The sequence below is a fragment of the Paraburkholderia saeva genome (genome assembly GCF_907164555.1).
In the GTDB taxonomy this organism is placed as follows: domain Bacteria; phylum Pseudomonadota; class Gammaproteobacteria; order Burkholderiales; family Burkholderiaceae; genus Paraburkholderia; species Paraburkholderia saeva.
The window spans coordinates 388,244-412,332 of sequence record NZ_CAJQZC010000003.1 but is presented as its reverse complement, the minus strand read 5'-3'; the positions used below and the strand labels follow the sequence as shown (position 1 = coordinate 412,332).

Here is a 24,089-nt window from a genome sequence, read left to right as displayed (position 1 = left end):
GCAATGTCCGAAACCGTCGGTGACTTCATCATTCAACGGCTCCAGGCCTGGGGCGTGCGCCGCATCTACGGCTATCCCGGCGACGGCATCAACGGCGTTTTCGGCGCAATCAATCGCGCGCAGACCGAAGCGAAAAAGCACAACAAAAACGAAGGCGACAGCCCCGTGAACCCCATCGAATTCGTTCAGGTGCGGCATGAAGAGATGGCTGCTTTCATGGCGTCAGCCCATGCGAAATTTACTGGCGAACTCGGCGTGTGCATTGCGACCTCTGGCCCTGGTGCCTCGCATCTGATTACGGGCCTTTATGACGGCCGGCTGGATCACATGCCGGTGCTCGCCATCGTGGGGCAGCAGGCGCGCGCGGCGCTCGGCGGCCACTACCAGCAGGAACTGGATCTGGTGTCGATGTTCAAGGACGTGGCAGGCGCCTTTATCGAACAGGCGAGCGTGCCCGCGCAGGTGCGCCATCTCGTGGACCGGGCTGTGCGCACCGCGCTTGCTGAACGAAAGGTCACCGCCATCGTGCTGCCGAACGATCTGCAGGATCTGCCTTACGAAGCGCCTGCCCGCAAGCACGGCACGCTGCATTCCGGCGTGGGTTATCGCGCGCCGCGTCTCGTGCCCTGGCCGGCCGACCTTCAGCAAGCCGCCGACCTCCTCAACGCCGGCAGGAAAGTCGCCATTCTCGTCGGCGCGGGTGCGCTCAACGCCACCGATGAAGTGATCGCCGTGGCTGAGAAGCTCGGCGCCGGCGTCGCCAAGGCGCTTCTCGGAAAGGCTGTCCTGCCTGACGACCTGCCCTGGGTCACGGGATCGATCGGGTTGCTCGGCACGAAGCCGAGTTATGACCTGATGAACGAATGCGATACGTTGCTGATGATCGGTTCCGGCTTTCCCTATGCCGAGTTTCTGCCCAAGGAAGGCGCGGCGCGCGGCGTGCAGATCGATATCAAGGCCGACATGCTGAGCCTGCGCTACCCGATGGAGGTCAATCTCGTCGGCGATAGTGCGGAAACCTTGCGCGCCCTGTTGCCGCTCCTCGAGGAAAAGCCGCATCGTTCGTGGCGCAGAAGGATCGAACGCTGGACCGCGGACTGGTGGGAGACGCTCGACCAGCGCGCCCACGTACCCGGCAATGACGCCGTCAACCCGCAGCGCACCGTGTGGGAACTGTCGAAGCGCATTCCGTCAAACGCCCTCGTGACGAGCGACTCGGGCTCGGTCGCGAACTGGTATGCACGCGATCTCCAGGTACAACGCGGCATGATGTGCTCGTTATCGGGCGGGCTCGCGTCGATGGGCGCCGCCGTGCCGTATGCAATCGCCGCGAAGTTCGCGTGGCCGGAGCGCCCCGTCATCGCACTCGTCGGCGACGGGGCGATGCAGATGAACAACATGGCCGAACTCATTACGGTCTCGAAGTACTGGCGAGGGTGGGCGGATCCTCGCTGGATCTGCATGGTGCTCAACAACCAGGATCTCAACCAGGTCACGTGGGAGCAGCGCGCAATGGAAGGCGATCCGAAGTTCGAGGCATCACAGGACATTCCGTCGGTGCCGTATTACCGGTTTGCGGAAATGATTGGCCTCAAGGGCATTTACGTCGACGACGCAGAACAGATGGGTGCAGCCTGGGACGATGCACTCGCATCGAATCGCCCGGTCGTGATCGAGGTGAAGGCCGATCCGGAAATCGCCCCGCTGCCGCCGCATATCACGCTCGCGCAGGCAAAGGCGTTTGCTTCGACGTTGGCGAAAGGCGATCCGGACGAGGGCAATGTCATTGTCGAAACCGCGAGGCAGGTGCTCGGCGCGGTGTTGCCAGGACATCGGGGAAGGTGAGCGTCGGAGCTGGGGAGCAACGATCAGCGGAGTCGAAAAATCCCAAGACTTCAGGTAATTGAAGCTTCTGGTACTCTGCGACCTTTCCCCGTACCACTTCGAATCGATGGACATTCCTTTCAATGAGCGCGGCGTGTCGGTCACGCGCAACTCCCTTTCCGCCGCCGGCCAGGTTTTCGCATTGCGCGAGATCCAGCGTGCGCGTGTCGTCACCGTGCAGAAAAACCGGATCGTGCCGCTTGCGATTTCGCTCGTGGGTCTGGCGGGTGCGATCGTCGGCGGCGTGCTGTCTTCGCCGGCGGGGCTGGTCTGCGGCGTGATGATGATCGTCGTCGGCGCGCTCTCGTGGCTTACGCAGGACATTACGCATCGACTGATCGTCGAAACACACGAAGGCGAGCGCGAAGCGTTGTCGAGCGTCGATCTGGATTTCGTCCAGCTGGTCGAACAGGCCGTGATGCAGGCAAAGGCCGCGCAGCAGCAGACTGCCGCAAAGGCAGGCGCGGCACCGGCCGCTGCCACGCGCGAAAGTCCGCAAGCGTAACGCATCGGCCATGCCCGACGTGCGGCGTGCGGCTCGCGCGCCGGCAGATCAGGGTTGCGGTTGCGTTGTTAACACAAAATTAATGCCGGCTTCACGCGCTTTATCGCGGGCTTTAGACCCGCATTGCTACAGTGGACACGTATCAACAACGCGTACCGGCACGCCGCTGCCGGCGACCCTCGATGCTTCAGTCCACCGTTTCCGCCATTGTGCCCATTGCGCGCACTGCCCGTGCCCCGCGCACCTCGCGTCGTACGCACGAAGTCGTCTCGCTCGTCACCATCGATGTCACCGTGCCCGGCACGGCCTCGGCGGAAAGCCGGCGCGCGCTGCACAGCGCGCTCGGCGACGATCTGCGTCTCTATGTGATGACCATCGACCGTGCGAACGAACGCGTCACGTTTCGCGCCGAAATCACCGCGCGCACACTCGATAACGTCATCGCCGCGCTCACTACATCGCTTGCGCAGGCAACGCTTGGTCGAGCTGTCTCCAGCGTGTTGCGACGTCCGCGACAGAGTTGATTCAAGGCCTTGACACATTGTTTCAAGTCCGGGGAATGACCCGCGTACAGTGAGCGCCCCGCGATTGCGCGCTCACTGCGAAACAGGTGTCCATGCTCAATTCCCTTCTGCGCGGCCGGCTCACCGCCGTTGTGCTGTCGTCCAGTGTCTTAAGCGTCACGCTCTGCAGTTGCTCGACGTCCATCGAAACTCCTGCAGCGCCGCCGCCCTCCGCGAGCCTTCTGAACGGCGGTCAGGATGGCGTGTTGATCGCGCTCCACGTCGAGCGCAGCGATCAGGGTCAGTCACGCCTCGGCCTGCCCGTGCAGATCGACGGCAAGCCGGTCTACATGATGCTGGACACCGGCACACAGGGCGTGCGCGTGCTCTCGTCAGTGCTGCCGCGCAAGGACTATCCCACCGCGGGTACCAGAACATCGATGGTGTTCGCGAACGATGCGCAGGTATCAGGCCCGCTCGTCAAACTGCCGGTGGGTTTTGTCGGCGCCAAACCATTCGACGTGACCGCGCAATCCGTCGACGACGTCCGCTGCCAGGCAGGCGCGAAACGTTGCGTCGCGATGGACGGCTATACCGGCGAATTCGGCTGGGCGTTTTCGGGCCTGTTCGGCGTCGGCGCGGAGCAGCCGGACGACACGTGCTGCACACAACCGTTACGCGCGTTGCCCGGCAACATCGGACTGCGTTATATCGTCCACGCAAACCTCGCGCGGCCCTATCTTCTGCTCGCGCCATCGAAGGCATTGACGAGCGAGTTCACGATGTTTCCGATGCGTGCCGGCAGCGACGGCGTACGCAAATGGCCAGCCGGTTGCGTGCAGGTCGCCGATAAAATGCGCACCTGCGCACCAGTGGTATTTTCGACGGGCGGCACGGGCATGATCCGTATCGAGACCGACACAACGCCGAACTGGCTCGACGACGACAGCGAAGGCAAGGTGCTCAAGCAGGGCAACTTCACCACCGCGCTCGGCATCGGGTCGTGGGTGCATCGCTTCGACGGCGCGCAGGTGACGATCGCAAAGGCCGCGCCTGGCCGCAGCCGCATCGTGATCGGCCTGATGGCGATGCAGAACATCGACGTGCTGTTCGATTTCGCAAGCGGCCAGATCGGCCTGCGCGCGAAAAAGCCGACTGAAGCGCTCGACGGCTGAACGTCGACGCGCTTAAAAAGAATGCGGCGGGGCCTGCAAAGCAGGCCTCGCCGCATTCAGATTACCTCGGCATTATCCAAGGTCGAGCGGTTTGACATGCCAGATGCCCTGCGCATACTCGCCGATCGTGCGGTCGGACGAAAACTGCCCCATACCTGCGACGTTTTCGATGGCACTTTCGGTCCACGCACGCGCATCGCGGAAACGTTCATCGACCGCCTTCTGCGCTTCGGCAAACGCGACGAAGTCGGCGAGCACCATGTAGTGATCGCCCCAGTCGACGAGCGTGTGAAAAATATCCGAGAAGCGCAGCGGATCTTCCGGTGAAAAGAAGCCCGTGCGGATCTGGTCGAGCGCGGTGTGCAGTTCCGGATTCTCTTCGTACAGCTGGCGCGGGCGGTAGCCTTTCGCACGCAGATCGTCGACCTCGTCGGCGGTATGACCGAAGATGAAGATGTTCTCGCGGCCCACTGCATCGCAGATTTCGATGTTCGCGCCGTCCATCGTGCCGATCGTCAACGCGCCGTTCAGCGCGAGCTTCATGTTGCCAGTGCCGGACGCTTCCGTGCCCGCCATCGAAATCTGCTCGGACAGATCGGCTGCCGGAATGATGAGCTCGGCAACGCTCACGCCGTAGTTCGGCACGAACACCACCTTCAGCCGGTCGCCGATTACCGGGTCACTGTTCACTTTCGCGCCGACGTCGTTGATGAGCTTGATGATCGTCTTCGCCATCCGGTAAGCGGACGCCGACTTGCCCGCGAACATCACGACGCGCGGTACCCAGTCGCGTTCCGGATGGGCGCGAATCTGGTTATAGCGGACGATCACGTGCAGCACATTCAACAACTGGCGCTTGTATTCGTGAATGCGTTTGACCTGCAGATCGAACAGCGCCTCGGGATCGAACGACACGCCCGTAGCCTGCGACAGACGATGCGCAAGCCGCCGCTTGTTCTGCCGCTTCGCCTCGTGAAATGCGGCGACGAACGCGTCGTCGTTGCGCAGGTCGCGCAGCTTCGCAAGCTCGAAAAGATCGCGCCGCCAGTGCGTACCGATCTGCTGGTCGATCAGCGACGACATCGATGGACTCGCCTGCGCGAGCCAGCGACGCGGCGTGATGCCGTTCGTCACGTTCGTGAAGCGCTCCGGGAACATGTGCGCGAAGTCGGCGAAGATGTGTCTGGTCATCAGCTGCGAGTGCAGCTTCGACACGCCGTTCACCTTCTGGCTCGCGACGATCGCAAGGTGCGCCATGCGCACGCGCCGCTGTCCGTATTCGTCGACAAGCGAAATGCGCCGGATCATCTCGGCATCGTGGCCCGATTTTTCGCTGACGTGCTTCAGAAACTCCGCATTGATCTCGAAGATGATCTCGAGGTGCCGCGGCAGCAGACGCGCGAGCATCTCGACGTCCCACGTTTCGAGCGCCTCGGGCATCAGCGTGTGGTTCGTGTACGAGAACATCTGCTCGATGTGCTTCCATGCCTTGTCCCACGGCACATGGTGCACATCCACGAGAAGCCGCATCAGCTCCGGAATCGCCAGCACCGGATGCGTGTCGTTCAGATGCACGGCCACCTTTTCCGCGAAACGCCCGAACGTGCTGTGCGTGCGCTGATAGCGGCGGATCAGGTCCTGCATCGTCGCTGACACGAAGAAGTATTCCTGGCGCAGACGCAGTTCGCGACCCGCCGGCGTCGAATCGTCCGGATACAAAAGACGCGAGACGTTTTCAGACGTCTCTTTCGCTTCGACCGCGCGCCGGTAATCGCCGCGATTGAACGCGGACAGATCGAGTTCCTCGGTTGCGCGCGCGGACCACAGCCGCAACGTGTTGGTCGCGCTCGTCGCATAACCCGGGATCACCGTGTCGTACGCCATCGCATTGACGTGCTCGGTTTCGATCCACTCGATATGGCCGTTGCGCTCCACGGTGCGCCCGCCGAAGTGCACGAGGTACTGCACTTCCGGTCGCGGAAATTCCCACGGATTGCCCGCGCGCAACCAGTAGTCCGGCGTCTCGACCTGTTCGCCATCGACGATCTGCTGGCGGAACATCCCGTACTCGTAGCGGATGCCGTAGCCAAAACCCGGAATGCCCAGCGTCGCCATCGAATCGAGAAAGCACGCGGCCAGCCGGCCGAGGCCGCCGTTGCCGAGCGCCGCATCGGGCTCGAGATCGGTCAGCATCTCCATGTCGACGCCGAGATCGTGCAGCGCTTCCTTCACCTGGTCGTAGATGCCCAGCGCGAGCAGCGCGTTCGTGAACGTGCGGCCGATCAGGAATTCCATCGACAGGTAGTAGACGCGCTTGACGTCCTGTTCGTACTGAAGACGCGTGGTCTTCATCCAGCGCGCGACGAGCCGGTCGCGCACGGCGAGTGCCGCCGCGTGCAACCAGTCCTGCGGGCGCGCCGTCACGGCATCCTTGCCGACGCCGTACATCAGGCGATTCGAAATGGAGCGCCGTAGCGCGTCGACTGTACTGTTGAGCTGGTCGAATTCCAGATCGACTGTGGTCATCGAAGCCTCCGGTAGTGCCTGGACGGCGCGCTCCGGCCGCGCGGTCGGCGGGCGGAATGGCGCGTGCCGGTCAGGCGGTTAAATAAGCAGAGTAGGACATTTGCGGCTTCGCGTCATGGGCAGCGCCAAACCCGCGATCTGCATCTGTCCTGTCCCGCATGAACCGTTATTGCCCGTTTCCGCACGAATCGGGTGCATCGGAGCGCGATGGGCGCAGCGCGGTGCACTAACATGAAATGGCGCGCACAGAGCGCCGAAGGCCGCGAACGACGCGCACGCGTTCGTCACAGCCGGGTCCACGGAGAAAGCGCCATGAACGTACAGACAATGCTCGGCATGTTCCATGCCCAGGAGCTGTTCCTCGTTTCGGTAGTGCGCTCGATGCCGCCCGACGCGCGACGCAGGATCGCCGACGAATTCCAGGCACAGGTCGAACTCGCAGAGGCGCCGCATCTCGCTTCATCGCGCGATCGCGACACGACGGAAGCATTCAAGGCACATATCCGCAAACTGTCGATCCTGCTTGCGTCGCTTTCCTGAGGCTTGCGAATGGGATTGTGGGCGCGCGGATTTCGCGCTGGGCTTGCATTGCCACAAAAGACCCGTGGACCGGGCGCCACGCACTTTGCGCTTCTTGCGTTGGACTGCATTCGCCCTTGCATCAGGCGAGATCGTGGCAGACTCGTGGCGCCTTTCTGCTGGCCGGATGTCAGTGTGTGCCTGGTTTATGTCACCTGCGCGTGTGCCCGCCGGTGGCTCACGGGACTGACCGTTAGTTGCTTTTTTAAAAAATAAAACAACACACCCCAACCTTTCAACGGGCTTCCGGATTGCCGGGCTGCCAGCACGATTGCCGCCCGTCTGTAACAATCACTGAATTAGCATGTCCCGGTCGTCCAGTGACGCTGCCGGGCCATGCGACTGCCTTCCAGCGAAACCCACCGAGTCAGCCTTTGTCCGCCCCAACACCTCTGCCAGGCGATCTGCGTCGCGACGACGCGCCGATGACGCCCACCGACCGCCGCGCGATGGCCGCGATCATGCTCGCCGTCGCGCTCGCCACACTCGATACCGCCATCGCCAACACTGCTCTGCCGGCCATCGCTGCCGATCTGCATGCGGCGCCCGCAGCGTCGGTGTGGATCATCAACGCCTATCAGCTCGCAATGGTCGCCACGCTGCTGCCGCTTGCCGCGCTTGGCGATATCCTCGGACACCGGCGCATCTACATCACCGGGATCGCGGTGTTCACACTCGCATCGCTCGCGTGTTCGGTGGTCTCGACGCTGCCGATGCTGACTGCCGCGCGCGTGCTTCAGGGGCTCGGTGCAAGCGCGATCATGAGCGTCAACACGGCGTTGATCCGCTATCTCTTTCCACCGCACCGCCTTGGACGCGGCCTTGGCGTGAACGCGCTCGTCGTCGGCGTATCGTTTGCAGTCGGGCCGACTGTGGCTTCGCTGATTCTCTCGGTTGCGTCGTGGCCCTGGCTCTTCGCCGTCAACGTGCCGCTTGGCGTCATCGCGCTCACATTCGCGCTGCCCGCCCTGCCGCAGACGAAGCGCGGCACGCATCATTTCGATCGTGTTGCAGCATTGCTCAACGTGATCACATTCGCGGCGCTGATCTTCGCGCTCGGCGAAGCGGCGCAGCGCGCGCCGGCTCAGACCGTGCTGGGTGCCGCCGCGATCGCGCTCGTATTCGGGCTGCTTCTGATACGGCGCGAGTCGGGTCATCCCGCGCCCATGTTGCCGGTCGACCTGTTCCGGCTACCCGTGTTCGCACTGTCGGCGGTAACGGCCGTGTGCTCGTTCGCGGCGCAAGGACTCGCGTTCGTGTCGTTGCCGTTTTACTTCGAAGACGTATTGCATCGCAGCCAGGTCGAAACGGGCTTTCTGATGACGCCGTGGCCGGTCGTCGTCGCGCTTGCGGCGCCGATCGCGGGGCGTCTGTCGGACCGCTATCCGCCGGGGCTGCTTGGCGCGATCGGCCTCGCGATACTCAGTGCGGGAATGGCTTCGCTCGCCCTGTTGCCGCCATATCCGCATGTCATCGACATCGCGATCCGGATGGCCGTGTGCGGCGCGGGCTTCGGCTTCTTCCAGTCGCCGAACCTGAAGGCGCTCATGGCAAGCGCGCCGCCCGAGCGCAGCGGCGGCGCAAGCGGGATCATCGCGACCGCGCGTCTGCTCGGCCAGACGACGGGGGCCGCGCTCGTCGCCCTGAGTTTCGGCATTGCAGGGCGCCACGGCCCGACGCTCGCGTTGAGCACCGGTGCCGTGTTCGCTGGCGCCGCGGCCGTCGCCAGCGGGCTGAGGCTGTTCGCGCCGTCGCATCGCGCGAGCGGGCATGTGGGGACAGCGACGAAGTGAAAATGAAAACGGCCACCTCGCCTCGAAAGGCGGGTGGCCGTAGATGAAACGCGCTGGGCACCTGCTGTGCAACCGCTCAGACGCGTCTCTCAAAACAGCCGCCGCCACGAATCGCCACTCGCAAATAGCGAGGCAAACGCAGCGGCGACGCGTTACTCAGCGCGCGAAATACGCCTTCACGGCGGCGAGGAACGTGTCGATATCGGCGCGCGACACATCCATGTGCGTCACGAAGCGCGACGCATACAGCATCTGCGTGAGGATGCCGCGCTCCTTGAGCCACGCTTCGAGCGGCGCGCAATGTTCCTGCGGAAACTGCGCGAACACCATGTTGGTCGCCACCGACTGCACCGTCACCTGATCGATCTGTTCGAGCCCGGCTGCGAGATGCGCTGCATTTTCATGGTCTTCGGCAAGACGCTCGACGTTGTGATCGAACGCATAGAGGCACGCCGCCGCCAGCACGCCCGATTGCCGCATGCCGCCGCCCAGCACCTTGCGCCAGCGATGCGCGCTGTCGAGCAGCACCTTGCTGCCGACCAGCACCGAGCCGACCGGCGCGCCCAGTCCCTTCGAAAAACAGATCGACACCGAATCGAACGGATCGCACAGCGCCTTGACCGGCTGGCCCGAACCGACCGCCGCGTTACAGACGCGCGCGCCATCGAGGTGAGTCGCAAGACCCCGCTCGCGCACGAACGCCACCGCTTCTGCCACGTAACCCGCCGGCAGCACCTTGCCGCCAATCGTGTTTTCGAGCGCAAAGAGCCGCGTGCGCGCGAAGTGATCGTCGACCGGCTTGATGGCGGCCGCGACCTTGTCGAGCGGCAGCGTGCCGTCGGCGGCATTTTCGAGCGGCTGCGGCTGGATGCTGCCCAGCACCGCCGCGCCACCGCCTTCGTATTTGTAGGTGTGCGCAAGCTGGCCGACGATGTATTCGTCGCCGCGTGCGCAATGCGCCATCAGCGCGGCGAGGTTGCTTTGCGTGCCGCTCGGGAAGAAAAGGCCGGCTTCCTTGCCGGTGCGTTCCGCCACCGTTGCCTGCAGCCGCAGGACGGTCGGATCGTCACCCCAGACGTCGTCGCCCACTTCGGCCGAGGTCATGGCTGCCAGCATCGGCGCGGTGGGACGGGTGACGGTATCGCTGCGCAAATCGATCATGTGTAGGTCCTGTACAGGCTGTCGGCGCCGTGCGGCATAGCGAAAAATCGCAGCGACACGGCAGTTGGAACCCGACAGTGTATGCAAATATGAATGCGTTGAGAATCGTACGAACGGCCAGCGCCGCTCGCGCACATACTGGGACGACGTCACCGCTCCCCACACGTGACGCCGGCTTGACGCGTCCCCGGGTGCGGTACCATCGGATGAGAACACCTACGCTACGGTTCATGATCATCGACCCAGACAACGACAGTACAGAAGCCATTGCAAGGGACGTCGCCGCCATCGGGCGCATCAGCGCCGTGCCGTCGGTGCTGCGCGTCATCTGCAGGAATACGGGGCTTGGCTTTGCCGCCGTCGCCCGCGTGACGGAAGGCACGTGGACGGCGTGCGCCGTCCAGGACGACATCCAGTTCGGCCTGCAACCCGGCGGCCAGCTCGACGTTCACACCACGCTCTGTATCGAGGCGCGCGCCGCGCGGCAACCCGTCGTGTTCGATCATGCGAGCGAAGATCCGGTTTACCGCGATCATCACACGCCGCGCATGTACAACATCCAAAGTTATATTTCGGTGCCGATCATCCTGCCGAACGGCGATTACTTCGGCAATCTGTGCGCGATCGATCCCCACCCGCACGTGGTTTCCGACCAGCGCACGATCACGATGTTCACGCTGTTCGCCGAACTGATCGCGCTGCAGCTCGACAGCGACAATCGTCACGATGCCGCCGAATCGGCGCTCCTCACGGAGCGCGCGACGTCAGACCTGCGCGAGCAGTTCATCGCCGTGCTCGGTCACGACCTGCGCAATCCGCTCGCGGCCGTCGGCGCGACGGCGGAGTTGCTGGCACGCCGCACTGACGATCGCTCGCTCGCCACGCTCGGCCAGCGTCTATTGAGCACGACGCGGCGCATGTCTCAGCTGATCGACGACGTGATGGATTTCGCGCGCGGGCGCCCCGGTCCTGGCCTCGGCATCGCGCCCCGGCCGGTCACGAGCACACCTGGCGGCGGTCTCGGACTTGGCCTCTATATCTGCTCGCAGATCGTGAAGGCGCACGGCGGCATGCTTGACGTGACATCGTCGGAAACTGCCGGCACACGCTTCGTCGCGCGGCTGCCGGTACGCGCGGCCTGCTGAACAACGCGCCCGAACGGGCAGATCAGCCGCCCGGCTTCGGCAGGAGGCTCAACGGATCCACCGGTTTGCCGCTGCTGCGCACCTCGAACTGCATCGAACCGGAACCGTTCGCGTCGGCGCCCATTTCAGCGATTGTCTGGCCCTGCGTGACGGCGTCGCCTTCCTTCACGAGTAGCGTGCGGTTGTGGCCGTACGCGGTGATGATCGTCGCGTCGTGTTTGATGATGATGAGCGGCCCGTACGCCTCCATGCCGGTTCCCGCATAGACCACGCGCCCCGCGGCCGACGCCTTCACCGGGTCGCCCGGCTTGCCGCCTATCACGATGCCCTTCCTTGCCGCATTGAACGTCGAGAGAATCGGGCCACGCACGGGCCACGCCAGCTTGACCGTCGACACCTCCGCCGGCGGCGCGCCCGTGGCTCCGCCAGCCACAGGCGGAACGACACCGCCCGGCCCTGTCACGGACGCCGCAGGCGGCGCGACGCGCAGAATCTGTCCGGCGACAACAGGCGCGTTCGGCGACAGATGGTTCCAGGCCGCGACGTCTTCGGCACGCTGGCCGAAGGCCGTCGCCACCGAAAGCAGTGAATCGCCAGGATTCACGCGGTAATACCCTGCCGGCACGCCGCCCGAAGATGGCTGATATGTCTGAGCCGGTGCACCCGGATGCGTCGTGTCGTTCCACGGAACGATCGTGCAGGCGCACATCGACACTGCCACGCCCATGAAAAGCAGAACCTGCGCCGTGCGGCGCGACCAGGCTGCGGTCATCGTTCGTCCTCGCTGAGGTTGCCCTGCGTCAGACACTGCCTCCGGTTTCCACGACCAGAATCCGTGCCTCGCCAAGCGGATAAGCGACATGCTCTGTACCCATAGACGCGTAAAACACATCGCCAGTTTCCAGAATGGCCGAATGTTCATCGCCGTCGAGGCGATAACGCATCTCGACGCGGCCATCGAGCACGGCGAAAACCTCCTCGCCGTCGTTCACATGCCATTTGTAAGGCTGATCGGTCCAGTGCAGACGCGTCGTGATGCCGCCCATATTCGCGATGTCGAGTGCGCCCCACGGACGGCTTGCCGTGAAATTCCTCGTACGGATGATTTTCATGATCGTGCCGTGCGTTTCCGTTTCGCCGTCCAGTCTGCATCACCCGGCCGGCCTATGCCGGCTGGGTTAAATGCTGGAAGGCAAACCCGCTGGTCAGAAGAAGGTGCCGGATCATTATATGGCTCAGAAGCCCGGTGCAGGCCGGCTTATGACAAGGTGGCAGCAATTGGCACGGAATCGGCGGTCGGGCACCTGCATTGATTACACCCGGCACTGGCCTATACTCCCCGTTACTGCCGCAAGAGACTGCGGGTGAGCCATTTGCCGATTACCGCGATGTCCTGTCCGCGAGGAGTTCGAGGATGAACAAAGCCACGTTTCTGGCCCTGCAGCTCAACGTCGAGGATGTCGCAACGTCGCCCGGGCTGGCAGAGTTGCTGAACACGCACCTCGTCTTTGCCACCGATGTCGCCGAGGCTGCCGACGCCCTGGTTCAGCTCGCCAGCATCGCGCGCCTGTCGAGCGGCGTGGAGGCGACCGTGGAGCTGCCCGCGGTCGCGATCGAACGCCTGCGCGAGGCGCTCGACACGCTTAGCGGCTACGACGAAACGTGGCTGCTCGCACTCGAGCCGAGCCGCGAACTCTTCGACGATATCGCCCGTCGCCATCGCACGTTGCACTGATGCATAAAAAAACGCTGGCCGGATCATTCCGGCCAGCGTTTTTTATTGCCTGCGATTCTTTCTTTGAGCGTTGCGGGCCGTCAGGAGCAGGATGCCTGCCTCACATTCACCCCGCCTCACCCACTCCAGCTCAGTTGCCGAAGAAAACCGATTGCGGACCCGTCTGCTCGGCGCGGGCGCCGGCTTGCGACGAACCCTTCGTCGCCGGGCCGTAGCTGGTGTTCACCGGCGTGGTGCCGTTTTGCGCCGCGATGCGGGCTTCGGCTGCCTGGATGTGAACCGGATAGCTGTTACGGTCGTCGAGCGGGCTGTAGCCGGCTTTCTGGAGCTGCACGAGTTCTTCGCGGACCTGGGCGCGCGTGAGCGGCTCGTTCGACTGCGCGAACGATACGACGGGAGCGGCGAGAACGGCTGCGACAACGGCTGCCTTGATCAGTGCTTTCATGGTAACTACCTCCGAACCTGTTTTTGAATCGCTTCGGGATCGTGTCCTTCAGCGCTTGGGCGCAAGTCTAGTGAAGTCACCAGCCAGGGAAAACCACTAATCCATTTAAAATCTATTACTCAAATCGCAACAATCTGTCGACCGCTGACATCGGATCGCGGTCTGCCTTGTTGTATCGAACAACAGTCCACCAAAACAGAAAGGGCGTGCCCGCAGGCACGCCCTTCCCAGTCACATTGCTGAAGCCAGCCGTCGCTTACGACCAGTTCGCGTGGAAGCTACCCGGCTTGTCGATGCGCTCGAATGTGTGCGCACCGAAGAAGTCACGCTGCGACTGCACGAGGTTCGCCGGCAGACGCTCCGAACGATAGCCGTCGAAGTAGGCAATCGCCGAGGCGAACGCCGGCACGGCCACGCCGGCCTGCACCGCGGCGACGACAACATCGCGCAGCGCGCCCTGATATTTCGTTGCGATATCGTTGAAGTACGGGTCGAGCAGCAGGTTCGCGATCGTCCTGTCTTTCGAATAGGCGTCCGTGATCTTCTGCAGGAAGCGGGCGCGGATGATGCAGCCCGCGCGGAAAATCTTTGCGATCGTGCCGTAGTCGAGATCCCACTTGTAGTCGTCCGATGCGGCGCGCAGTTGCGCAAAGCCCTGTGCGTACGAGATCACCTTGCTGAAGTAGAGCGCGCGGCGCACCGACTCGATGAAGGCGGCACGGTCCCCGCTGAACGGCTTCTTTTCCGGCCCGGTGATGACCTTGCTCGCGGCCACGCGCTGATCCTTTAGCGAGGACAGCACGCGCGCAAAGACGGCTTCGGTAATGAGCGGCAGCGGTGCGCCGAGGTCGAGTGCATTCTGGCTTGTCCACTTTCCGGTGCCTTTCTGCGCCGCGCGGTCGAGGATCACATCGACGAGATCCTTGCCCGTTTCGTCATCTTTCTTGCCGAAGACCTTCGACGTGATTTCGATCAGATAGCTGTCGAGCTCGCCCTCGTTCCATTCGGTGTAGACCTTGCCGAGTTCCTCGTTCGACAGACCCAGCACCTGCTTGAGCACCCAGTAGCTTTCGGCGATCAGCTGCATGTCGCCGTACTCGATGCCGTTGTGCACCATCTTCACGAAGTGACCCGCGCCGTCCGGGCCCATGTACGCGACGCACGGCTCGCCGTCCGGCGCTTTCGCGGCGATCTCGGTGAGGATCGGCGCAACCAGATCGTAGGCGTCGCGCTGGCCGCCCGGCATGATCGACGGCCCTTTCAGCGCGCCCTCTTCGCCACCCGACACACCCGTGCCGATGAAATGCAGGCCCGCCTTCGCGAGTTCCTGGTTGCGGCGGATCGTGTCGGTGAAGTGCGTGTTGCCGCCGTCGATCAGGATGTCGCCCTTGTCCAGCAGCGGCTTGAGCGAGGCAATCGTATCGTCGGTCGGTGCGCCGGCCTTGACCATCATCAGGATGCGACGCGGCTTTTCCAGCGAATCGACGAATTCTTCCAGCGTGTAAGCCGGCACGAGCTTGCGGTCCGGACAGTCCTTGATCAGTTCATCGGTTTTTTCGCGGCTCCGGTTGTAGACGGAAACCGCGTGACCGCGGCTCTCGATGTTGAGCGCCAGATTGCGGCCCATGACCGCCAGCCCTACCACGCCGATTGCCTGCTTGCCCATGATATGAATTCTCCAGATTCCAGAAAGACGGTATGCCGCAGCGGCTTGTCTGCCCGCGCGGCGTCGAGGGTGAAAGGATAAAAGAAATGGCGGGACGCCGCATGCCTGCGGTGCACCCGACGCACGCTAGCGCTTGCGGAACACCAGACTGAAGTTGTTCGCGGGCATCGCTACCGGTTCTTCCCCTTCGAACGCCGCGGCTGCGGCCAGTTCCACGACGGCTTCCATATCGCGCACGCCCCATCCGGGGTCGCGACTGCGTAATTGCAGATCAAACGCTGCATTGCTCTCTGAGGTGTGCGCGCCGTGGCGGCGGTACGGCCCATACAGATAAAGCACGCCGCCGCGCTCCAGTATGCGCCCGGCGCCGGCGAAGAGCGCTTCGGTCGCGGCCCACGGCGAAATGTGGATCATATTGATGCAGAGGATCGCGTTCGCGGCCTCGATGCCCCACGGCGTGCGGCGCACATCGAGCGCGAGTGGCGCGCGCACGTTCGCGAGCCCGGCATGTGCGGTCCACGCTGCCACCGACGCGCGTGCATCCGCGTCGGGATCGCTCGGCTGCCACGTGAGACCCGGCAGCGCGGATGCAAAATGCGTGACGTGCTGGCCGGTGCCGCTCGCGATTTCGAGCACGAGGCCGCTTTGTGGCAGCGCCTGTAGCAGCACGGCGAGGATGGGATCGCGGTTACGTTCGGCGGAAGGCGAGCGCTGTCGCAGGTTCGGGTTCGGTGTGTTCATCGAATCGTGGCGTGTTTGAGCAAGGTCAGGTTTGCGAGGCGAGTTGCGCAGCGAGCGCGGTTAGCGCATCCGCACACGGCGCGGCCACCTTCAGCGCCAGCATTGCATCGGCGCGCGTCCTGCCGAGGTTGATCGCCGCAACCGGCTTGCCGGCCTTTTCCGCCCAGACGCAAAACCGATAGCCCGAATACACCATCAGCGAAGAGCCGACCACCAGCACCGCATCCGCGGCCTCGAGCGCGCGCCCGGCCGACTCGACGCGCTCGCGCGGCACGTTCTCGCCGAAGAACACCACCGACGGCTTCAACAAACCACCGCACACCGGACAGGGCGGCACACGGAACGTAGCGAGATCGTGCCATTCGAGATGCGCGTCGCCATCGGCGGCGGGTTCGGCGCTCGCATTGAGGAGCGCGGGATTGTCTGCGACGAGCGTGTGCTGGATCGCGGCGCGCGCATGCTGCGCGCCGCAGTCCAGACACGTGACACCGCCGATGCTGCCGTGCAGTTCGATCACGTCCGCGCTGCCGGCGCGCTGGTGCAGGCCGTCGACGTTCTGCGTCACGAGCGTTTCGATGCGTCCGGCGGCTTCGAGCCGGGCGAGTGCGCGGTGCGCCGCGTTCGGCGCGGCATCGGCAACCACTGGCCACCCGACCATACTGCGTGCCCAGTAGCGCTTACGCGAGTGTTCCGTGCCGAGGAATTCCTGCAGCGTGATCGGCGGTGAACGTTTCCATTCGCCGTTCTCATCGCGGTAGCCAGGGATGCCGGAGTCCGTGCTGATGCCCGCGCCCGTCAGTACAAAAAGCCGCGGATGTCGCCGCACAAAGTCGTGCAGCGCGGAAAGCGCATGCGGTTCGACGGCGGCCGCGGCAGGTAACAGAGGTTCGTTCATGAACGGGTACGGCGGGGTTTCTTTGCGCGTGGCTCGCATGCGTCGCCGCGACGCATCGCACGATGCCGTTCTTCCCAAGCGGCGAGTGCGACGCGATAGCGTTCAAGCGCGGCTTCGTAAATATCGAAGATGCACGGATCGCAACCGGTGCCGCAACAATCCTCGAATTCTGGCTGCGTGGGAGGCACCGGCATCGGGTCGTCCTCGATCGACGCTTGCGGCACGACGATATCCGGGTAATGACAGGAGTCGACCAGTATAGGGGGAACGCGCCCGACGTGCTGTCAGCGCCGCCGGCGCGGCGCGCGGCGCGGTCCTCCTGCGGGCTTAACCCCGGCCGACGAACGGCATCTTGCTTGCCATGATCGTCATGAACTGCACGTTCGCGGCGAGCGGCAGGCTCGCCATATGCAGCACGGCATCGGCGACGAGCCCCACGTCCATCAACGGCTCGATCGCCGTTTCGCCGTTCGCCTGCGGCACGCCGCGCGCCATGCGCGCGGCCATTTCCGTCGCGGCATTGCCGATGTCGATCTGTCCGCAGACGATATCGTGTCGACGTCCGTCGAGCGAAACGGATTTCGTGAGGCCGGTGATCGCGTGCTTGGTGGCCGTGTAGGCGATGCTCCACGGACGCGGCGCATGCGCCGAGATCGATCCGTTGTTAATGATGCGTCCGCCGCGCGGCGACTGCGTCTTCATCATGCCGAACGCCGCGCGCGTGCACAGAAACACGCCCGTCAGATTCGTATCGACGACCGAGCGCCAGTCGTCGAGGCTGATCTCGTCAATGTCGACGGGCGGCGCATTGCGGCCCGCGTTGTTGAACAGCACGTCGAGGCGGCCATAACGGGCGCGGATCGCGTCGAAGAGCGCGGCCACGCTGGCTTCGTCCGTGACGTCGCATGAAACGGCGAGCGCGTCTTCGCCGCGTTGCGCGGCGGCTTCGGCGAGCGCATCGAGCGGCGCCTGGCGGCGTCCCGCCAGCACGACGCGATAGCCGTGCTGCAACAGGCGCTCCGCGCTCGCGCGGCCAATGCCGCTACCCGCACCCGTGACCAGCGCAACCTTGCCCTCTTTCGTATCGGTACTCACAACGTCTCTCCCTTCCTGTTCGTCCTGCTCCGTTTTCTTCGCCCTCGCACCATACAGCAGCGGATCGTCCATCACAAATGTCGAAGCGGGGGTTTCGCGTGCGCAAGCGATCGCTCACGGCTGCCGTCGCAACGAAAATGTTCAGTGATGCTCTGTCTGGTCGTCGTGGCCACATCCCTGCTGACGGCCGCGCGTTCTGATGATGGCCTTGTGCTGCCACTGTCCGCACAAGAGCCGGAAATGCAGACGATCGTGGCGCACATGGGCGACTTCGCCACAAAGCCGGAATCCAGCGGCAACACCATGGAATTGCTCAATCCGACACGGCGATTGTCACCTTCGAGCGCATCAAGATAGTCGCGGCGGCTCGCTGGAATTGAATCAACCATAACAGGCAGGACTATCTTACGGGCGTATGCATCAGGCTCTCCCAAGGCGCCCAGTGGATCGTGCTGGATGGGAGAAGTCGCAACTTCGAGTCGAACTATGCGCGGGCACCAGCCAGCGGCGAAGCGGTCTTTGACTGCGGACGGTCGGAGTATGTCGAGCGGTTGGCGCCGCAGGCCGCGTTGGCGCGTCCCAGCTGACCGACCAGTAGCTGCGCCGTTCGTGTACGAAAATAACGGCGCGTACGTTTTTTTCGTACGTGGACGGCAAATCGTACGCAGACGCGCCACACCTTTGATATTCAATGCGTTGAGTTTTTTTGTACGATTTATTGACTATGTACGATTTTCTCGTACACTGAATTAAAATCGTACAGAAGGTACCCGATGCCACCTCGCCATGATGTCCTTTCGCTAAACGAGCAGCAAATTCTGGATGCCGCGTGCAACGCCTTCCAGACATCGACGCGCATCTACGCAGCGAAGCCCGTTCCCGCCTCCAGCCACACTCTCGCGGCCAACGGCGCCATTCAGTTCGATATTGACGACAGGAAGCTCGTGACGGGCGTCCACGTGGCATCCCGGGCGAGCCACACGAATCTTCTTCTGGCTTCGAATCTGCATGGCTCTGGTGACGATCGCCCACTCATGCTCGTGGCGCCATACATTGATCCGGGTCTGGCGTCTTTCCTGATCGACCGCAACATTCCCTTTCTCGATGTAGCCGGCAACGCGTTCATCCGTGCGCCGGAGGTCACCATCATGATCCTCGGGCGTGCGCGCGTTTCACTTTCGACCCACTCGCCCACCTCGCGCTCTACGACCAGCAAGGGCCTGCAGGTCATGTTTGCGCTCGCGACACAGCCCGGGCTCGCCAGTGAGCCCTATCGCAAGATTGCTGCTATCTCGGGTGCCGCGCTCAGCACCACCAATCAGGTGGTCGACGACTTGCTGGCGCGCGGCCTTCTCGTCACACGTCGCAACGGGCAGCGAATGTTTCCGGACTGGCCCAGGTACGTGGAGGAATGGGTGAGCCTCTACCCTACGCGCCTGCGCATCAAACTGGCACAGGCCCGGTTTGCCAGCGCGTCCGGGGATTGGTGGCGCTCGTTCGATTTCCTGAAGTTCGATGCGAGACTTGGCGGCGAGGCGGCGGCCGACCTCGTCACGCAGGATCTCAAGGCAGCCCGCGTGACCCTCTACGCCGAGCAGAAACTCGGCGCAGACTTCCTGAAGGCGGCCCGCCTGCGCCCTGCCGTTGATGGCGATGTGGAGGTCCTCACGACGTTCTGGCGCGAGCCCGTCGACTATGGATGGGACACGTCACCGTCGCGCCCGGTCGTACACCCGTTGCTCGTCTACGCCGATCTGATCGCGTCCGGAGACAGCCGGAACCTGTCGGTCGCGAAGGATATATACGACCGCTTTGTCGGAATCCTCCATGCTTAACGTAAGCGAAGAACGGCCTCTCCACCCTGCGACCGCCGCGTTACTCAGACTGGTCAGCGACACGACACGCCGTTTGGGCACTTCGTTTGTCGTTGCTGGAGCAACGGCGCGCGACATCATCCTGTGGCAGGTGTACGGTGTGAAGGCCGAGCGCGCCACGCGCGATGTCGACGTTGCCGTGTGTGCCGTGAGTTGGGACCTCCACGAGAGTCTTGTCGCCGCCCTTGCTGCGCTGGACGGTTTCCGGCGCGATGACCGCGCGCAGCAGCGGCTGCGGTTCACGCACGCCGGTACCGGCATGACCCTGCCGCTGGATCTCGTGCCGTTCGGGGACATCGAAGCGCCGAAGGGGTCGATCGCGTGGCCGCCTGAGCGCAAGGTCGTGCTCACGGTGCTTGGCTTCAGGGAAGCAGTCGATACAGCGGCTCAGGTGAAGGTCGAGGCTGACAACGTGGTGCCGGTTGTTGCGCTTCCCGCGCTCACGCTACTCAAGCTGCTCGCCTGGGAGGACCGGCGACTGACGGAGAACAAGGACGCGTCCGACCTGTTGCTGATCCTGCGCAGCTACCTCTGGGCCGGGAACGAGGAGCGCATCTGGACGGAGGCTGTCGACCTGATGGAGCTACACGGGTTCGACGACTCAATTGCATCCAGTGCCCTACTCGGACGTGACGCGCGGCACGCCGCGCTGCCCGCGACCCTTGAGAAAGTCCGGTCGCTCCTGGCTGATGACCGCACGTATCGGAAGCTTCTGGGCGACCTGCTCGCACGGGCGGCCGCGGCACCTTTCGACGAAGGCTACGCGGACAGCATCGAGACGAACCTGCAGGCTTTTCGCGACAGCTTCCTGGCTGAATCCTGAGCGCGGCCCGAAGCGTGCGCCGACTGGCGTGAGTGGGGTCAGGTCCAGGCCCGGGTGTGCAGGTGCCAGGGTAATTTCCCCGATTTCAGGAGCGCGTGCTGTGCACCGCACCCACGCCGAAGAAGCGCACGCCTGGCACAGAGTGACCGGTCGATCAGGGCCCTCTGCCTGATCGCCCGTTGGCCGCAGTCGCTCTCGTGATGGCATGGGCTGTCGACGACCTGGGCAACTCGCCGAACATTCTGCATGGCTCACGTATCCGCGCAGCGAGGTCTCTGGCAGCGTCACAGCCAAAGGCGCGAGGCCGCGCGATACTATTCGCGATAGATTTCGATCCTGTTGCGCCCGCGTTCCTTCGCGAGATAGAGCGCCTTGTCGCCGCGATCGAGAGACTGATAGGCGCCTGCATCCGCCACCCGCATCCTGTCTATGCCGATGCTCACTGCCAGAGCGATGCGGTTGTCGCCGTGAATCAACGGCGTTTCAGCGGCGCGTCGCTGCACGCGCCGCCCGAATCCGATCGCTGCCTCGGTGTCCGAGTCGGGGAGCACGGCCGCGAATTCTTCGCCGCCGACCCTCCCTACGATGTCGCCCGCGCGCGCCTCCAGGCGCAACAGCTCAGCGAAGTGGCTGAGCGCGCGGTCACCGAGCGCGTGCCCCCAGCGGTCGTTGAGCGCCTTGAAATGATCGAGGTCGAGCATCAGCACGGCAGCGCCCCGACTGTCCCCACGCCGGATTCTGACAAGTTCCGCTTCGCATTGAACCATGAAGTGGCGGCGATTGGGCAGCTGGGTCAGGTGGTCGATCGTTGCAAGTTCGTGCAGTTCCGCCTCGATGCGTTTTCGTTCGGTTGAGTCCGTAATAAAGCCGTGCCACAGCGTGCTACCGTCGGGCATCCGTTGCGGCCGGGCGTCGCCGTGTCGCCAGCGCAAACCTTGCTGCGGCAGCCTGACTCGATATTCGAGGCGCCACGGCGTCAGGTTCGCAGCCGATTCAAGCAGCGACTGTCGATATGCGGCGAGGTCGCGTGGGTCAATCAGTGCTTCGACGACGCCAGCGCTCTGCGCGACCTGCTCAGGCGTCACCTCGTAGATGTCCTGGATCCCGTCGCTCGCGTATGAGAAGAAGCCACACCCGTTGACCGGTTCCCGGTATTGGAAGACGAGACCCGGCACTTCGTCGGTCAGGTTCGTGATCAGGTCGATAGTCTGTTGCAACTGCGCGGCCGTGTCGCGCAAGGCGGTAATGTCTGTGGTCGTGCCGACCATGCGCCGCGCGCGGCCGTCGCGGTCGCGGCTGACGACCTTACCGCGGCTGCAGATCCACTTGTAGGTGCCATCCTTGCATCGGATGCGGTGCTCGACCGCATAGCTGTCCGTCCTGCTTTCGAAGTGCGCCTGCATCGTCGCCTGCACATGCTCGAGGTCGTCGGGATGCAAGCGCAGATAGGCGTCCTCGATCCGGTTGCTGAGCTCGTGCGGCTCATACCCGAGTATCGCCTTCCACGCTGGCGAATAGTGAATCTCACCCGTGACGGCATTGCGGTCCCAGACGCCTGTTCCACTTCCCGTCAACGCCAGCGTAGTCAGCTCCTGGCCGGCCTCCAGCGTGGCCACGCGGTCGCGCAATGCGGTCTCTTTGCGCGCTCGACCAAGCGCTTGCGCGGCCAGTGTCGCCAGTTCGCGCAGAAAGGCGCGTTGGCCTTCGTCGAACGTGCGAAACGCGTCGTCCATCAAGCACAGCGCGCCAAGATGGGGTCCGTCGGCGTCCGTCAGCGCACAGGTGGCGAAAAAACGCGGCCATCTCACGGCGAGACCCTGACGATCGACGCAAAGCCGCGGATCGTCGCGTGTGTCCGGGATGACGACCACCGTGTCGAGCGCCTTTCCCACTTCGAGATTCCGGGAAAACAGGTCGGGCGGAAGCGCATTGGGCAACACGCCATCGGCGGCCTGCAAGCGCTGGCCCTGCGCATCAGATATCGTGATCAGCGCGGCAGCGACGCCGAAATGCGCTCGCGCGAGGCGAGCCACTGCGTCACATTCGGGGTTCGCGGTCGGCGGTGGCAGATTTCCGGCGGAAAGACCGGCGGACGCTACCGTATCGCAATCGGGAGTTGTCAGCATACGAAGACGTCATTCTGGGAGATCGGGAACAACCACTGCCACTATATCTATAACGGCGCCGGAGGCGACAGGTTTAGGCCTGGAACCGCTTTCCTGTCGGGTGCAAGGTGGTTTCCATTCATTGTGCCTGCGCACGATGACGGCGGCCCGATTCGCTCCATCATGTCAATTGTGGCGATTCGGTGACGACATGCGCCCATTGCAGGCGAAAACTGCGCGAAGTGTGCTGGATTGCTCGGCCTGCCCGAAGAATGCGATGGCGGTCATCTACGTTCCGAAGCCGCACATGACCGTTTCCACGATGCGCTGGTCGACCGCGGTCATTCGGCGGCACACCCTTCGTCAACACACGTGGCTTCTTTGCGGTCACGAGTTGGCTGGACTGTTCGTCGACTTATCCGGCGGCGACTTATCAAGAAGGAGCGGACCCCATCGGGCCCGGGTCTGCTCCTTCTTTTAATTTTGCAGCCGATCGCAGCCGCATTTTTGCGCCCAGCAATGGGGAAAGGCAGTCGAAGGCTCTTATTGGACAAAAGCTCCAATCGACAAGAACGGATTTACATGGCTGGCATTGGTCGCCGGATTGTACGCGGTGAACTGCGTGTTGATCCCATTCATCAGCAAACCATAAACCGGTCCAGCCTGGACCATCACACCTGTATCGCCAGCCTTGAAAATCTGGGTTGTGCCCGACAGGAAGTCCCGGTTCGCCGTTACATTGACCAGGCCGGCTTGCGTCTGGGTAAAGTCCATAGAAAAAGCGGTCGATGAAGTCGCCGTGAAGGGATTCAATAACGCGGCCGCGGGTGCCTGGAACAGGGTCGCGCCGTAGTTCACCCCGGCATTGGACGACGCACTTGCATCAAGACACGCTCCGGCGGACGGATAGATGGTTTGTCCATTGATCACAGTTGCGAACGAGCTTTGCCCCGGATAAGCGACCACACCACATGCCGATGCGCTGTTCGATCCGGTATAACTGCCTGCGAGGGACGCTTGCGCGATCATCTCGCGCGGTGCCAGGAGAGAAATACCGACCTGGTCGTCGAGCGTGTTATTCAGCAGGTTGCCTGCATCGGTGTGCACATAGCCCACACGGACAATCACCGGCACGAGCTGGCCACCTACATTTCCAACGATCATGATGCCGTGGGCCCGGTTCGACGTGATAGCCAACTGAATGATGTTGACGCCGACCACGGATACGTCAGGTTCGAAGTGACCGCGCTGGTGAAGACGTTGTCTGGTGAGCCGTCCGTGTTCGTACGAAGCGTCCACCGCGTACCGGTCGAGAAGCAGGAATATTGCGAAGCATCCGGAGTGCAACTGCCATCGGTGTTGAACGTTTCGCTAGCCTGGATTGAATCCGGCTCCCAGCCGACCGCCCGGCGCCTGCGTCCAGCCTGCCGTCAATGGTG

The 24,089-nt window shown here is 63.4% G+C and carries 24 protein-coding genes; 11 read left to right on the top strand and 13 right to left on the bottom strand.

The features are described 5' to 3' along the window. Positions 1–3: 3 nt before the first annotated feature. From LPA36_RS10035 to LPA36_RS10020, 4 genes are all read left to right on the top strand, one after another. Positions 4–1,845, top strand: a complete 1,842-nt coding sequence (locus tag LPA36_RS10035; RefSeq protein ID WP_228876009.1) for a thiamine pyrophosphate-requiring protein — start codon at positions 4–6, stop codon at positions 1,843–1,845. A gap of 106 nt (positions 1,846–1,951) precedes the next feature. Beyond that, complete coding sequence (locus LPA36_RS10030) at positions 1,952–2,389, top strand: DUF6232 family protein (protein WP_228876535.1); 438 nt, start codon at positions 1,952–1,954, stop codon at positions 2,387–2,389. A 182-nt stretch (positions 2,390–2,571) separates the two neighbouring features. Next, a complete protein-coding gene (locus tag LPA36_RS10025; RefSeq protein ID WP_228876007.1) occupies positions 2,572–2,913 on the top strand; it encodes a hypothetical protein in 342 nt (113 codons plus the stop codon). Positions 2,914–3,005: 92 nt separating this feature from the next. Further along, positions 3,006–4,067 (top strand): hypothetical protein, encoded by a 1,062-nt coding sequence (locus tag LPA36_RS10020; protein WP_228876005.1) that lies wholly within the window; start codon positions 3,006–3,008, stop codon positions 4,065–4,067. Positions 4,068–4,139: 72 nt separating this feature from the next. On the opposite strand, the gene LPA36_RS10015 is transcribed toward LPA36_RS10020, so the two are convergent. Then, complete coding sequence (locus LPA36_RS10015) at positions 4,140–6,593, bottom strand: glycogen/starch/alpha-glucan phosphorylase (protein ID WP_228876002.1); 2,454 nt, start codon at positions 6,591–6,593, stop codon at positions 4,140–4,142. A gap of 312 nt (positions 6,594–6,905) precedes the next feature. On the opposite strand from LPA36_RS10015, the gene LPA36_RS10010 reads away from it, so the two are divergent. Together LPA36_RS10010 and LPA36_RS10005 are read left to right on the top strand one after the other, a co-directional pair. Continuing rightward, positions 6,906–7,133, top strand: a complete 228-nt coding sequence (locus LPA36_RS10010) for a hypothetical protein (protein WP_228876000.1) — start codon at positions 6,906–6,908, stop codon at positions 7,131–7,133. A gap of 464 nt (positions 7,134–7,597) precedes the next feature. Then, a complete protein-coding gene (locus tag LPA36_RS10005; RefSeq protein WP_228876534.1) occupies positions 7,598–8,965 on the top strand; it encodes an MFS transporter in 1,368 nt (455 codons plus the stop codon). Between the two features lie 156 nt (positions 8,966–9,121). Here LPA36_RS10005 and ltaE read toward each other — a convergent pair whose 3' ends face one another. Then, entirely contained in the window at positions 9,122–10,126 is a 1,005-nt protein-coding gene (gene ltaE, locus LPA36_RS10000) for a low-specificity L-threonine aldolase (RefSeq protein WP_228875999.1), read from the bottom strand. A gap of 230 nt (positions 10,127–10,356) precedes the next feature. Between ltaE and LPA36_RS09995 the strand changes: the two genes are divergently transcribed. Further along, the gene (locus LPA36_RS09995; RefSeq protein ID WP_228875998.1) at positions 10,357–11,271 is read left to right on the top strand and encodes a histidine kinase dimerization/phospho-acceptor domain-containing protein; all 915 of its coding nucleotides are present in this window, start codon (positions 10,357–10,359) and stop codon (positions 11,269–11,271) included. Positions 11,272–11,293: 22 nt separating this feature from the next. On the opposite strand, the gene LPA36_RS09990 is transcribed toward LPA36_RS09995, so the two are convergent. Both LPA36_RS09990 and LPA36_RS09985 read right to left on the bottom strand, forming a co-directional pair. Beyond that, positions 11,294–12,043: a peptidoglycan DD-metalloendopeptidase family protein gene (locus LPA36_RS09990; protein WP_228875995.1), complete on the bottom strand. Its 750-nt coding sequence runs from the start codon at positions 12,041–12,043 to the stop codon at positions 11,294–11,296. 28 nt (positions 12,044–12,071) lie between these two features. Continuing rightward, a complete protein-coding gene (locus tag LPA36_RS09985) occupies positions 12,072–12,383 on the bottom strand; it encodes a cupin domain-containing protein (RefSeq protein WP_228875994.1) in 312 nt (103 codons plus the stop codon). Between the two features lie 302 nt (positions 12,384–12,685). Here LPA36_RS09985 and LPA36_RS09980 point away from each other — a divergent pair, with 302 nt between their 5' ends. Beyond that, positions 12,686–13,006, top strand: coding sequence for a hypothetical protein (locus LPA36_RS09980; protein WP_228875993.1), 321 nt, complete (start codon positions 12,686–12,688; stop codon positions 13,004–13,006). Positions 13,007–13,136: 130 nt separating this feature from the next. On the opposite strand, the gene LPA36_RS09975 is transcribed toward LPA36_RS09980, so the two are convergent. From LPA36_RS09975 to LPA36_RS09950, 6 genes are all read right to left on the bottom strand, one after another. Then, positions 13,137–13,451 carry a DUF4148 domain-containing protein gene (locus LPA36_RS09975; RefSeq protein WP_228875992.1) on the bottom strand — a complete coding sequence of 105 codons (315 nt, stop codon included), beginning with the start codon at positions 13,449–13,451 and terminating at the stop codon, positions 13,137–13,139. A gap of 256 nt (positions 13,452–13,707) precedes the next feature. After that, a complete protein-coding gene (gene gndA, locus LPA36_RS09970) occupies positions 13,708–15,117 on the bottom strand; it encodes an NADP-dependent phosphogluconate dehydrogenase (protein ID WP_228875991.1) in 1,410 nt (469 codons plus the stop codon). 126 nt (positions 15,118–15,243) lie between these two features. Then, positions 15,244–15,858, bottom strand: a complete 615-nt coding sequence (locus tag LPA36_RS09965) for a DUF938 domain-containing protein (RefSeq protein WP_228875990.1) — start codon at positions 15,856–15,858, stop codon at positions 15,244–15,246. Between the two features lie 25 nt (positions 15,859–15,883). Continuing rightward, positions 15,884–16,753: an NAD-dependent protein deacetylase gene (locus LPA36_RS09960; RefSeq protein ID WP_228875988.1), complete on the bottom strand. Its 870-nt coding sequence runs from the start codon at positions 16,751–16,753 to the stop codon at positions 15,884–15,886. Further along, complete coding sequence (locus tag LPA36_RS09955; protein WP_228875987.1) at positions 16,750–16,977, bottom strand: oxidoreductase-like domain-containing protein; 228 nt, start codon at positions 16,975–16,977, stop codon at positions 16,750–16,752. The genes LPA36_RS09960 and LPA36_RS09955 overlap by 4 nt, the downstream gene beginning before the upstream one ends. 103 nt (positions 16,978–17,080) lie before the next feature. Next, positions 17,081–17,920 (bottom strand): SDR family oxidoreductase, encoded by an 840-nt coding sequence (locus tag LPA36_RS09950; protein ID WP_228875986.1) that lies wholly within the window; start codon positions 17,918–17,920, stop codon positions 17,081–17,083. A gap of 72 nt (positions 17,921–17,992) precedes the next feature. Here LPA36_RS09950 and LPA36_RS09945 point away from each other — a divergent pair, with 72 nt between their 5' ends. From LPA36_RS09945 to LPA36_RS09935, 3 genes are all read left to right on the top strand, one after another. Next, positions 17,993–18,205: a hypothetical protein gene (locus LPA36_RS09945; RefSeq protein WP_228875985.1), complete on the top strand. Its 213-nt coding sequence runs from the start codon at positions 17,993–17,995 to the stop codon at positions 18,203–18,205. Between the two features lie 416 nt (positions 18,206–18,621). Then, on the top strand, positions 18,622–19,683 hold the full coding sequence (locus LPA36_RS09940; protein WP_228875983.1) for a type IV toxin-antitoxin system AbiEi family antitoxin: 1,062 nt from the start codon (positions 18,622–18,624) through the stop codon (positions 19,681–19,683). Then, positions 19,676–20,545: a nucleotidyl transferase AbiEii/AbiGii toxin family protein gene (locus tag LPA36_RS09935; RefSeq protein ID WP_228875982.1), complete on the top strand. Its 870-nt coding sequence runs from the start codon at positions 19,676–19,678 to the stop codon at positions 20,543–20,545. The genes LPA36_RS09940 and LPA36_RS09935 overlap by 8 nt, the downstream gene beginning before the upstream one ends. 314 nt (positions 20,546–20,859) lie before the next feature. On the opposite strand, the gene LPA36_RS09930 is transcribed toward LPA36_RS09935, so the two are convergent. The 3 genes from LPA36_RS09930 to LPA36_RS29585 form a co-directional block, all read right to left on the bottom strand. After that, positions 20,860–22,671, bottom strand: coding sequence for a sensor domain-containing diguanylate cyclase (locus LPA36_RS09930; RefSeq protein WP_228875981.1), 1,812 nt, complete (start codon positions 22,669–22,671; stop codon positions 20,860–20,862). A gap of 522 nt (positions 22,672–23,193) precedes the next feature. Further along, a complete protein-coding gene (locus LPA36_RS09925; RefSeq protein ID WP_228875980.1) occupies positions 23,194–23,871 on the bottom strand; it encodes a DUF2957 domain-containing protein in 678 nt (225 codons plus the stop codon). Next, positions 23,811–24,032: a hypothetical protein gene (locus LPA36_RS29585; protein WP_407674261.1), complete on the bottom strand. Its 222-nt coding sequence runs from the start codon at positions 24,030–24,032 to the stop codon at positions 23,811–23,813. Before LPA36_RS29585 ends, LPA36_RS09925 begins: the two co-directional genes overlap by 61 nt. Between the last annotated feature and the right edge of the window lie 57 nt (positions 24,033–24,089).

Coding starts and splice junctions, on each gene's coding strand:
- LPA36_RS10035 (WP_228876009.1), top strand. CDS start 4: ATGTCCGAAACCGTCGGTGACTTCATCATTCAACGGCTCCAGGCCTGG.
- LPA36_RS10030 (WP_228876535.1), top strand. CDS start 1,952: ATGGACATTCCTTTCAATGAGCGCGGCGTGTCGGTCACGCGCAACTCC.
- LPA36_RS10025 (WP_228876007.1), top strand. CDS start 2,572: ATGCTTCAGTCCACCGTTTCCGCCATTGTGCCCATTGCGCGCACTGCC.
- LPA36_RS10020 (WP_228876005.1), top strand. CDS start 3,006: ATGCTCAATTCCCTTCTGCGCGGCCGGCTCACCGCCGTTGTGCTGTCG.
- LPA36_RS10015 (WP_228876002.1), bottom strand. CDS start 6,593: ATGACCACAGTCGATCTGGAATTCGACCAGCTCAACAGTACAGTCGAC.
- LPA36_RS10010 (WP_228876000.1), top strand. CDS start 6,906: ATGAACGTACAGACAATGCTCGGCATGTTCCATGCCCAGGAGCTGTTC.
- LPA36_RS10005 (WP_228876534.1), top strand. CDS start 7,598: ATGACGCCCACCGACCGCCGCGCGATGGCCGCGATCATGCTCGCCGTC.
- ltaE (WP_228875999.1), bottom strand. CDS start 10,126: ATGATCGATTTGCGCAGCGATACCGTCACCCGTCCCACCGCGCCGATG.
- LPA36_RS09995 (WP_228875998.1), top strand. CDS start 10,357: ATGATCATCGACCCAGACAACGACAGTACAGAAGCCATTGCAAGGGAC.
- LPA36_RS09990 (WP_228875995.1), bottom strand. CDS start 12,043: ATGACCGCAGCCTGGTCGCGCCGCACGGCGCAGGTTCTGCTTTTCATG.
- LPA36_RS09985 (WP_228875994.1), bottom strand. CDS start 12,383: ATGAAAATCATCCGTACGAGGAATTTCACGGCAAGCCGTCCGTGGGGC.
- LPA36_RS09980 (WP_228875993.1), top strand. CDS start 12,686: ATGAACAAAGCCACGTTTCTGGCCCTGCAGCTCAACGTCGAGGATGTC.
- LPA36_RS09975 (WP_228875992.1), bottom strand. CDS start 13,451: ATGAAAGCACTGATCAAGGCAGCCGTTGTCGCAGCCGTTCTCGCCGCT.
- gndA (WP_228875991.1), bottom strand. CDS start 15,117: ATGGGCAAGCAGGCAATCGGCGTGGTAGGGCTGGCGGTCATGGGCCGC.
- LPA36_RS09965 (WP_228875990.1), bottom strand. CDS start 15,858: ATGAACACACCGAACCCGAACCTGCGACAGCGCTCGCCTTCCGCCGAA.
- LPA36_RS09960 (WP_228875988.1), bottom strand. CDS start 16,753: ATGAACGAACCTCTGTTACCTGCCGCGGCCGCCGTCGAACCGCATGCG.
- LPA36_RS09950 (WP_228875986.1), bottom strand. CDS start 17,920: ATGGACGATCCGCTGCTGTATGGTGCGAGGGCGAAGAAAACGGAGCAG.
- LPA36_RS09940 (WP_228875983.1), top strand. CDS start 18,622: ATGCCACCTCGCCATGATGTCCTTTCGCTAAACGAGCAGCAAATTCTG.
- LPA36_RS09935 (WP_228875982.1), top strand. CDS start 19,676: ATGCTTAACGTAAGCGAAGAACGGCCTCTCCACCCTGCGACCGCCGCG.
- LPA36_RS09930 (WP_228875981.1), bottom strand. CDS start 22,671: ATGCTGACAACTCCCGATTGCGATACGGTAGCGTCCGCCGGTCTTTCC.